At 47.3% G+C, this 8104-nt stretch carries 5 protein-coding genes and 1 pseudogene; all 6 read right to left on the bottom strand.

The features are described from left to right. Positions 1 to 48: 48 nt before the first annotated feature. Complete coding sequence (locus RMO52_RS11920) at positions 49 to 762, bottom strand: ABC-2 family transporter protein (protein ID WP_310414356.1); 714 nt, start codon at positions 760 to 762, stop codon at positions 49 to 51. Positions 763 to 846: 84 nt separating this feature from the next. After that, positions 847 to 1635, bottom strand: a complete 789-nt coding sequence (locus tag RMO52_RS11915) for an ABC-2 family transporter protein (RefSeq protein WP_310414353.1) — start codon at positions 1633 to 1635, stop codon at positions 847 to 849. Positions 1636 to 1765: 130 nt separating this feature from the next. Beyond that, entirely contained in the window at positions 1766 to 2374 is a 609-nt protein-coding gene (locus tag RMO52_RS11910; protein WP_310414351.1) for a Uma2 family endonuclease, read from the bottom strand. 855 nt (positions 2375 to 3229) lie between these two features. Beyond that, positions 3230 to 5236, bottom strand: a complete 2007-nt coding sequence (locus tag RMO52_RS11905; RefSeq protein ID WP_310414349.1) for a TIGR03118 family protein — start codon at positions 5234 to 5236, stop codon at positions 3230 to 3232. 267 nt (positions 5237 to 5503) lie between these two features. Then, the gene (locus RMO52_RS11900) at positions 5504 to 7453 is read right to left on the bottom strand and encodes a TIGR03118 family protein (RefSeq protein ID WP_309737961.1); all 1950 of its coding nucleotides are present in this window, start codon (positions 7451 to 7453) and stop codon (positions 5504 to 5506) included. A gap of 219 nt (positions 7454 to 7672) precedes the next feature. Next, positions 7673 to 8104 (bottom strand): annotated as a pseudogene (locus tag RMO52_RS11895) (ABC transporter); the annotation flags it as partial.

The following is an 8104-nucleotide window of genomic DNA, read 5'->3' as shown; positions in this document are numbered from 1 at the left end:
CCAGTCCCCCGTCTCCCAGTCCTTTACTTAAACTGTTTAAAAATTTCCTCAGTCTTGGCTGCCACCGCCAGCAATCCAAGCTAGATTCCCCCGCCCTAGCAGCGTCTCTGCTGGCACGGTCGTCAAAAATGCCACGGGTATCACAAATGTAAAAAAGAAGCGGTAAGTAGCCGGATAGGCGGCGATCGGGAAACGTCCGGCGGCGAGCAAACCCCGCAATACTTCAGTAATATTATAAATCTTGGTAAACCAAATACTCGTCGAACCCAGGATGAACCACAGACTATAAATAATGATAATCCCAAATAGGATCGGAATCGCACTGAGAAAATATGCCGCGATCCCAATCTGGAGCAAACTCCCGGCATAGAAAATAATTATTAGCCCAAATAGCATATCCGGCACTCCCCACAACGAGAAACTATGAAAGGACAGCCAAAATTGGGAATTAATCGGTTTGAGCAGCACAAAATCTAACGTACCATCCTGAACATGCTTGACAATCCGATTGAGATTGCTGGCGAGAAAGGTACTCGAAAAGCCTTCTAAAAAGGTAAAGATACCGACGACAATTAACGCCTCTTGCCACGTCCAGCCCTGGAAATTGTAGCCCTTGCGGTAGAACAAAAATAGACTAAACAAACTACCAGCAAGACCCCCCAAACTACTCAAGGCAGCAAAGAAAAAGTTTAGCCGATATTCTAGCTCCGCCGCGATCGCCGTCCGCCAAAAGATCTGAATTAAATTTAAATATCTAGACATGATTTAGGCTTTAGGTGTTAGGTATTAGGCTTTAGGCTTTAGGTGTTAGGTTATAGAAATTATCAATTATTAATTATCAATTAATTACGCTCCCATTCCGGAGTACTGTTTTAAACCCTTGCGCCAGAGCCAACGATTGACGATCGCAAAAATTGTCATCCACATGAATATCATCCCAAAGCCGTGCAGCAAATCGACCTTCAGACCAGTAATAATACTGGCGGGGAAGTTGATAATATACGGAAATGGCGTCCACTGGGCGATCGCTCTCATCTCAGGGGGAAACAGTTCTAATGGTGCGATCGCGCCTGATAAAAAGAGATTGACTAAAAATACCACTTCCTGAATCGAGCTGGCTTTTTCCGTCCAGAAAGCAAACATCGCCAACGTATACTGAATCAAAAACTGTAAAGCAAGCGCACAAAAACTCGCGATCGCAAATAGTCCCAATGTACCCAAACTAGGTATCCAAAAAGCACTAGGATATAACAAGAAAAATAAAGCAACCAATCCAAAAATAAACGGTAATCTCGCAAAGCGTTCGCCAATATGCGACCAAATATGATGCCAGACCGGATCTAATGGTTGTAACAAGCGAAATGATAGCTTACCATCGACAATCTCCCGCTCGAAGTCCCAGATTACCCAGACAACAGTAAGCTGTCTAACTAGATAAACTGCCAGAAAATAGCGCGCAAAGTCGATCGAAGATAAACCAAAGTCCCCCTGCTGGGCGGCTTGAGTCCACACCCCCATCAGAATGAACGGTAATGACCCGGAAAGTGCCCACAATAGCAATTCCGCCCGATATTCCAACATATAGGCGTAGTAGGTCACTAAGAGCGATCGAGAGACTTTAAATAATCTTTTCATAACTCTAATTATAAGTTTCCAGACGATCGAGTCCCCATGCGAGATGGAGACAATATTATCAACGCAATGTTCATCGAGTATGTGAACGTTTCCAGACGATCGATCTCAACAAGAGGGAGACAAAATACAACTAAAATATCGATCGTAGATCCAGGACAAAACCAGGTAGCACATCCTCACCATTTAGGCTGCTTGGAGCCTCCAAAATCTCTACATCTCGCCCCAAACGGTAAATTTCCACCTGTTGCTTTTGCGGATCGATCAGCCAGCCTAAGCGCACTCCATTTTCTCTATACTCCTCCATTTTTTCCCGCAACTTGGGCATCCTGTCCGTGTCAGAGCGTAGTTCTATGACAAAATCGGGAGCTAGAGGAACGAATTTCTGACGCTGTTCGGGCGTTAAAGCCGACCATCGGGATAGCTCCACCCAAGCAGCATCGGGGCATCGCTCTGCACCGTTGGGTAAGATAAAAGCACCAGAAGAACTAAAAGTTTCTCCTAACCCAGTTTGTTCGCTCCAATTGGTCAGTCGAGTAATGAGCTTTGATTCTGCTCTGCTACTTTCTCCCCCAATTGGTGCCACGATTTCTAATTCTCCATTCTTGTTTAGCTCTAGAGATTTGTCTGGGTTATTCTGACAAAGTTGCTCGAACTGCTCGTGAGTTAAGTGAAGAATAATACCGCCCACATCTAGCAACGTTGATGTCTGGATTTCTGGACTATTATCTAAGAGTTGCATAGTAAGGAATCCTAATACAATTACAAGTCGCCATCGCGCTCTAGTTTTTCTCTATTTGAAGTTTCCATGCGATTGAGTCCCACAACAAGAGGGAGACGGATTGTGGATTCATACTGAGGAAAGGATGCTAGCACGTTTCCAGACGATCGAGTCCCCCAACAAGAGGGAGACCATCAATCTTCATCTCCATGATTACATGTATCCTTTTCATGCGATCGAGTCCCCCAACGAGAGGGAGATACAGACAGGTCTTGCACCAGCGACGATTAATAACAGTTTCCATGCGCTCGAGTCCCCCAACAAGAGGGAGACAGCGATCTCCCACATCGCCGGATCTGGTTCGATGTGTTTCCATGCGATTGAGTCCCCCAACGAGAGGGAGACATCCGACATCATTGTATGCACTGCTAGGTCGAAGCTTTTTCCATGCGATTGAGTCCCCCAACGAGAGGGAGACCCACATGGGTTGCTGTGTAGATGGCGAGCTTCAAGTTTTCCTCACCCCGCCCTCGCCGCTGGCTCTGGCTCCCCTCTGTCTTGATTCGCTGCTTGGTGCGCTAAACCCTCGGGGAACCCGAGGAGCGCGCATCCGCAAACCGTCGGGGAACCCGACGAGCGCGAATCGCTCCCAAGTTTGGGAGCGGCGTTTTTATTCGGGGGTTACCCCCGAATAAAAAAGCGGATTGATTTTCGGTCGGGTTTCCCGACCATGAAAATCAACCAAGCAACGACAAGACAGAGGGGTTGGGGGTGAGGGCAAGATCTCTGCTTCATACCCCAATTCAGCAATGCCCACCTTTAGGTCGATGCCGATTCGCCCGATCGAGTCTACCTGCGATCGCTAAAAATAGGCGTTTACTCTCTACTGGGGTAAACGCCTATTTCTGCCTTGTTAAAATCCTGGACGAACTGAATATTACCTTGAGTATTTAACAAAGTTGCCAGTAAATCGCCGCCTGCAAAAACTTGGGTATCCAATCCAGACAATTGGGTAGTAATCGAGTCGGTTTTCTTCGCAGTGGCACCAAGACTAATCGAATCGTTAGCTTTAAAATTCCACACTGTTGCGGCACCCTCGCCTTTATCTAAGATCAGTAGATTGGTACCACTGCCGATGTGGACAACATCATTGCCAATTCCCACACTGATGACATCATCGCCCTGACCAGCATAGATGGTATCATTTCCAGCACCCGTGTAGATGTAATCGCGATCGTCGCTAGCATAAATACTATTGTTACCGTCACCAGTCATGACGATATTTTTCCCGCTACCAGTGTAGAGGGTATTATTCCCATTACCCAGAATGGACAGATTGCGATCTGTACCACCATAGATAGTATTGTTACCATCGCCAGCTATGAAAATACCGATCCCGTTTTTGCCATACATGGTGTTGTTACCGTCGCCGAGATGGAAAAGATTTGCTCCCTCACCACCATAAGCACTATTATTGCCATCTGCTGCTACAAAAACGCCATCGCCCTTGCCGCCATAAATGTTATTGTTGCCTTTACCTGCTTCAAAAAAGCTCGATTCTGCGGTGCTATAAAGGACATCATCGCCATCGCCACCGAAGATCGCGGGATCTTGTGTCAGCAACTTGTCAGCGATCTGTTTAAAATCAGAAATCTGTGCATCTTTGGGCAATAGCGGCTGTGAACTATCCCAGCGGATGTGGCCAAAGACGCCATCGGCGGCATTATTAGGCCCTGCGGCATAGTAGAGCGAATCGGTATCGCCTAAGCTTGCACCATTACCAAACAGCATTCCCCAGATCCCGTCCGCAACAAGTGCTTTACCTGTATCCTCGCGGAGATAATCGATCGCGGTGTGGGTGTTGGGATCGAATGCGACAACGGTACCACTATTAAAATTTCCGACTAGGAGCGTATTGGATAATCCGCCAAAATTATCTGGTGCGTAAGCCACTCCATAACCTGCCTGGAGCAAGCCACCATCGTCCCAGACCCGAATGAGATTACCCTCAGTATCAAACTCGGCAAGTTTACTAGCTGGTGGCGGAGCGCCTGGTGGTGCTGGTGCCGCAAAAAACACTGATGATGGGGGAGGAGCTTCTCGTACTGTGGCATAGGTGACAAACACTGATTCTTTGCCGTCCTTGTTGGTCAAGGTTTGGACATTAAATGGTGCGAATTCGCCTAGTTGCAGACCATCCCCACCGTCAAAGGGGTTGATGAATCGGTTGGCGGTGACGTCCTTGAAGTTGCCATCGAAGACTTGAATGCGGTGATTGTCACTCACGTCAGCGGCATAGAGATAGTTGCCAGCTTTGTCCGTGGCAACGCCAAAGTAAATGCTATTGTATTCGCCTTTAGCTTCGGCATTGCCGTCGATGACTGTAATAGACTCAGTGGGCCAATCAAATGTACCATCTGCCTTTTTCCGCTCTGTCCAGGCGGAAATTGTCCCATTAATTGAAGCAAAGAAAAACTTTGCTGGTGCGGTAATCGGGCCATTTGGAGCGTCTTGAGTAATGACAAAATTAGTCGATTGGTTGAATGCAGTCCCGGTGGGACTGCCTTGGGCACCATCGGGGCCAGCGGGGACTGTCATTTCGCCGATCTCGTCTTGAAACAAGGGACTACCATTGACATCGCCGACATACTGGTAGGAGATACCCGAGCCATTCCCGATTACCCAAAAATGCCCGCCGACACCTGACGGACGGTGGGCAAGACCCCAACCATGAGTGAATGTAGGCTCCAGAATCTGGGGATTGTATTCTGCTTTGTTGGCAACTAAGGTAGTCTGACCGTAAGTGTTGCCACTCAGCTTGCCGTTGAATAGATCGAGAATATTAGCTTTGTCGAAAACCACTGAGCTATCGCTGTCTGCCATGAGTTATACACTCTAGTTAATAATTACCTACTAACTACAATATACACTTCAAACACAAAAGAATACATTAAGAGATCCCCTTCCCGATCGCTCGATCGGCACGATCTGCGGTCGCTGTGCGGTTTAGGTCACGATTGAGATTATTTAAAATCAGCTAAATGGCTGACTTTAATACTGAGGCGGCACCGATCGCGATAGTTATTCGATCGCCTAAACGAGCGTAATTTTTAGGCTTTAAAACTTCCTGACATTCAGCACCGCCAAATCCTAGACGATCTGAATATTACCTTGAGTATTTAGCAAAGTTGCCAGTAAATCGCCGCCTGCAAAAATTTGGGTATCCAATCCACACAATTGGGTGGTAATGGAGTCGGTTTTCTTCGCAGTGCTACCAAGACTAATCGAATCGTCAGCGTTGAAATTCCAGAATGTTGCTGCGCCCTCGCCGATGTCTAAGATCAGCTTATCGGTTCCATTGCCTAAATAGACAGTATCATTGCCAATTCCGGCACTGAGGACATTGTTGCCCTCACCGCCAAAGATGAGATCGTCCCCAGCACCTGTGTAGATATAATCTTGCTCGGAGCCACCATAAATGATATCGTCACCCTTACCAGTCGTGACGATATTTATCCCATTACCAGTGTAGACAGTATTATGCCCATCACCCAGCAGGAATAGATCGCGATCTGCACCACCATAGGCAATATTGTTACCATCGCCAGCCATAAAAACACCGATCCCTTGACCGCCAAACATGGTGTTGTCACCGTTGCCGAGATAGAAAAGATCTGCGCCCCCACTACCATAAGCAATATTGTTGCCATCTGCTGCTGCAAAAACGTTATCGCCGTTGCTGCCAAACAGGGTATTGTTGCCCTGACCTGCTTGAAAAAAGCTCGATTCTGCGGTGCCATGAAGGACATCATCGCCATCGCCACCGAAAATCGTGGGATCTTGTGCCAGCAACTTGTCAGCGACCTGGGTAAAATCAGCAATCTGGGCATCTTTGGGCAATAGCGGCTGTGAATTGTCCCAGCGGAGTCGGCCAAAAACACCATCGGTTGCACCCTCAGGCCCGGCGGCAAAATAGAGCGAATCGGTATCGCCCAAGCTCGCACCATTCCCAAACAGCATTCCCCAGATCCCGTCCACTTCTAGTGTTTTACCTTCCTCATCGTTGAGATAACCGATCGCTTTTTTGGTGTCAGGATCGAATGCGGTAACTTTACCACTAGCAAAACTCGATACTAGCAGCGTATCGGATAATCCGCCAAAATTATCTGGTGCGTAAGCCACTCCCCAAGCTGCTTCGAGCAAGCCACCATCGTCCCAGATCTGGAGGAGATTACCCTCAGTATCAAATTCGGCAATTTTACTAGATGATAGTGGATCGCTGGGATCTGGTGGGGCACCAAAAAATATTGATGAATTGACAGGAGGAGCTTCTCGCGTTGTGGCATAGGTGACAAAGACTGATTCTTTGCCGTCCTTGTTGGTCAAGGTTTGGATATTAAATGGTGCGTATTCGCCTACTTGCACACCATCTCCACCGTCAAAGGGGTTGACAAATCCCACTGTGGATGTGATGTCCTTGAAGTTCCCATCAAAGACATCAATTGTGTGATTGTCACTAGCGTCAACGGCATAGAGATGGTTGCCAGCTTTATCGACGGCAACTCCAAAGTATTGGGCACCTTTGGCCGAGTTATCGATGACTGGAATGGAGGCAAGGGGCCAATCAAATGTGCCATCTTCCTTTTTGCGCTCTGTCCAGGCAGAGATGATCCCATTAATTGAAGCAAAGAAAAACTTGGTCGGTGCGGTAATCGCGCCATTTGGAGCGTCTTGAGTAATGACAAAATTACTCGATTGGTTAAAGACAGTTCCGGTGGGACTTCCTTGGGAGCCATCTTGTCCGGCGGGTACTGTCATTTCGCCGATCTCGTCTTGAAACAAGGGACTACCATTGACATCGCCGACATACTGGTAGGAAATGCCCGAACCATTCCCGACCACCCAAAAATGCCCGCCGACACCTGACGGACGGTGGGAAATACCCCAACCATGGAGGAATGTCGGCTCCAGAATCTGGGGATCGTATTTTTCATCGTTGGCAACTAAGTTAGTCCGGACATAAGAGTTGCCACTCAGTTTGCTGTTAAGTAGACCGAGAATATTAGTTTTGTCGAAAACAGTTGAAACGCTGTCTGCCATAAGGGATACACTCTAGTTAAGAATAATCATCTCTAACTACAATATACACTTCAATCACAAAAATAATACAATTAGAAGTCTTATCCCCGATCGCTCGATCGGCACGATCTACGGTCGCTCTGCGGTTTGGTGTATAATTGGGATTACTCATAACCCGCCAAATGGCTGATTTTGATAATTATTTAGCAATCAGAGGGTGTCTGAAAAGTACAATCACAGCTATTCGATCGAGTGATTTGCTAAGGGAGCATTGACAATTTCAGCATTGCCAGATTGGAAGATTTGCCCGATGACATCATCGATCGGGGGATCGGTGATACTGAGATCTACTACTTCTAGTTCGCCTAAGATTTGGGACACGGTTTTGGTGAGGGATTCTTGAGGCACTAGAAATCTGGCGGATGCGCCTTCGACGGCTTGCACATCGGCATACAATGCTAACTTGGCGCGGGGATAGACATGAGCAAACTCGATATTGACTTCGCGACAGGGCGAAAATCGATCGACTAACCCATTGAGGCTACCGTCATAAATTAAGAGTCCCTGATGAATCACCAACACTCGATCGCACAGTGCGGTAATATCGGCCATGTAGTGACTAGTCAGCAAAATTGTAGCGTTGTAGCGCTGATTGTATTCCCGCAGGAATTG

The sequence above is a fragment of the Chamaesiphon sp. OTE_8_metabat_110 genome, from assembly GCF_031382685.1.
Taxonomy (GTDB): domain Bacteria; phylum Cyanobacteriota; class Cyanobacteriia; order Cyanobacteriales; family Chamaesiphonaceae; genus Chamaesiphon.
Note: the sequence above shows the minus strand (reverse complement) of the source record. Positions and strands in the feature narration are given on the sequence as shown.